The following is a 2,968-nucleotide window of genomic DNA, read 5'->3' as shown; positions in this document are numbered from 1 at the left end:
CCTACATAACTTACGGTCAACATTTGCTGTGAATATATTTCGCCATCTTTTAAATAAAAAAGATGAATATGGTAACCCCTTAATTACACCAGATGACGCTCTGGATAGGGTGTCAAGGTTGCTTGGTCATGAAGATAGAACGACGACGATAAAGTATCTGAAAATAGCACAGGATATGCCCTCAGCAGATGAAATTTACGAAGACGTACTGGACTACATTGGCGTTTTTGATGATTTGGAGGTGATACAATGATTCAAGGACGTAAGCGTACCAAAATTACAATAAAGAAGACCAGCGCACCTATCACCTCACTTCACTTTGAAGATATGGTTTTAGATTCTGGCAATGGAATCAAAAGCTACACTCACCGCCTACGCTACCGTTACGTCCCGACAGTAAGGCAAATAAAGGCAGGAGATTGCGAGTTGGCGAATCGGGATGATATCGTCAGGGATCTCCACCAGTTGCTAAATCACTTACCTGAGAACAAGTCAAAGAATTCTTATTTTTGTGGGCTTGTCAATTATTTCAAATATCTTGACGGGATTGGTTATCAAGGTGACTTTTTCAGTATTACAGCCATTATTGGTTGCATTAAGCACTTCAATAAATTGCGTGAAAAAGGCGAGCAGGTATATATAGCAACGCAGATTAAAGCCAGCTTATCTTTCCTATTAAGGCTGTGGGGCAGAGAATCTGACCTTAAGACACTACCGGAAGTAGCAGCACACCCTTTGGCAATAAATAAGGCGTTTCATGTGGAAACAGAGCTGAGACCGTTATCCAAGGTATTAGTTAAGGGGGCTCTGGCCTTTCAGGAAGCGATTGAGAAAAATGAGTTGTTAGATATTCATCCGTTCTTTGATGAAGAGTTATTTGATGAACAAGCAAAGAGTCAAGGATGGACATTGCGGAAAAAGTCTCAGAGTAAAAGGGGCTTTAAGCTGTGCATGACCCCCTTACTGTCAAATCTGAAGGACGGCCTGATTCCACTTGAGCAAGTTAATCGGCAGGTATTTTACAATCATGCATCCCGTAATTGGTTTTTCGTATTTTCAATGCTGACAGGTATGAATAAATCAGTGCTCGCTAATGTGCGTTATAAGGACCTGTCATTTAAAAATATTGGCAGTGGGCGGTTTGTTTTTGACGGTGAAAAGTTCAGGGCTGGCTATAAAGGTTTGGATAATAGCGCTGGCTTTAGCCTGCGAACCAAGGAACTGATTACTCGATGGGTAAAAACATCAAAGGTGATGTACCAGTCACTGGGTATTCCGCTGTCAAGTGAGTTGCCGCTTTGTCCTTTCTATAGTATCAGCGGTGAGGTCAGGACATTTACTGCCCATAGTTCAAATATTGGCGGTATAAATACTCATCTTGAGAAGATAATTGGCTTAACGGTTAATGCAAGTCGATTTAGGGCAACAAAATCTGATGTGTTGATGCGAGTGACAGAAGATACCTTCCTTGTTTCACAAGGGCTAAATAATACCGTGAACGTTGTCGGCAAACGTTACTCTAGCGGAGTTCAGGCAGATCATGATAATAACCTCAATGCTACGTTGAGCGCGTTAAGTGCCGTTGCCAAGGGCGAGGAGATAGGTAAAGCCATTGAGAATGCAAAGGTAATGCACAGCGATATTTTGTCTGATTATGATTATAGGAAATTGCGTCAACATGAAAGCAAAGAGCAGCCATTAATGACAACGCCCAGTGGAATCAAGTGCGCAGGGGCAACAGCAGAGAAGCTTGTTGCGGAGAAGAGGCGTATAAATCAGTTGGGCATTGATTTTTCAGAAGATAAGAGGCGATGCACGGATTTTCTCGCTTGCTTTGATTGTGACAGCCATAAATTAGTGGCGTCAAGAAATGATATCTGGTTGATGTTATCTTTTTTAGAGCAAATTGAAGATCTCAAAGAGATGTTGGCGAGTAATTCAACACCAAAGAATGAGTATTTCGTGGTGGAAGCCATGTTGAAAAAAGTCCTTCTCAGGCTGAAACAAAAAGCACCTGAAAACTACGCTAAAGCCCAACAAAAGGTGGATGATGGCAGTTATCACCCATTTTACCAAGACCGAGCCAGTGTGAGCCAATTCCTTAAGGGGTAACTTATGTCCGAAAAGCTTATACAGCTTCGCCAAGAACTTGCTGAAAATCCGTATGTGACGTTTGACTCTGACAATAATGGTGTGTCCCGTGTCTTTGATGACCATTGGGACTTTTCCGCTTTAAACCAGAGCAAGCCCAACGTTAACTTTAGGAATATAGATAAAAAACATCGGCAAGATATTCAGTCTTATCTCTATGCTTTAATTCAGTGGCAGAGGCATAACTCTAACGGTGGCACACATGTGTCAGTTAATACACTGCGTCGTTACCTAACTGATTTATGCGCTATTACAATACGATGGGGAAGTAGTGATTTTACCTCGCTATCAAATGAGCGACAGTGGAAAATGTTCTCACAAAAACTTGAAGGGTATGGCAGTGAAGTAACTTGCCGTAAATTAGCTTCCATGATTAATACTCTCAATAAAGCTAATCTCTTAAATCGTTATGTACATAAAAGAGAGTACATTAAATGGGTAAAAGAGAATTATAGGGGAGGTCAAGCGTTAGCTCTGCCGGAAAATATCCACGCCAGTATCTTGAAGCGTGTTGTTGAGTTTGTTGAAGCTTACCACCCATACCGCCATCAGATTTCAGAAGTAATGGCAAAAGCATATGCGTATCAAGATGAAATGCTTGCTGAAGAACTTAAAACGTTAGGTTTCAGTAAAATCGGCGATTTTACTGAAAAGCAATTTAGCGCATTTAAAAATAGGCTATCCAGAAGAACATCTATGTGGATAGAAGTTCAAGCTATTCCAAATTTTCAAGTGAATAGGAAGGGCGTTTGGCTTGGAAGGCTGCTAAAAATGAGCTTTGCTTGTGTTGCTTTATTCTCTGCTGCTCGTCATAAAG

1 protein-coding gene and 2 pseudogenes are annotated in these 2,968 nt (G+C 41.2%); all 3 read left to right on the top strand.

The features are described from left to right. Positions 1–253 (top strand): annotated as a pseudogene (locus CAG68_RS22320) (site-specific integrase); the annotation flags it as partial. After that, a complete protein-coding gene (locus CAG68_RS06065; RefSeq protein ID WP_161440919.1) occupies positions 250–2,112 on the top strand; it encodes a hypothetical protein in 1,863 nt (620 codons plus the stop codon). The pseudogene CAG68_RS22320 and the gene CAG68_RS06065, both read left to right, overlap by 4 nt. A 3-nt stretch (positions 2,113–2,115) precedes the next feature. Continuing rightward, positions 2,116–2,968 (top strand): annotated as a pseudogene (locus tag CAG68_RS06060) (hypothetical protein); the annotation flags it as partial.

The sequence above is a fragment of the Vibrio sp. V42_P2S4T144 genome (assembly GCF_009904715.1).
In the GTDB taxonomy this organism is placed as follows: domain Bacteria; phylum Pseudomonadota; class Gammaproteobacteria; order Enterobacterales; family Vibrionaceae; genus Vibrio; species Vibrio alginolyticus.
This window is presented reverse-complemented; position numbering and strand designations above follow the sequence as displayed.

Bases quoted from the DNA above. Each gene is read 5' to 3' on its own strand.
- CAG68_RS06065 (WP_161440919.1), top strand. From the start codon at position 250: ATGATTCAAGGACGTAAGCGTACCAAAATTACAATAAAGAAGACCAGC.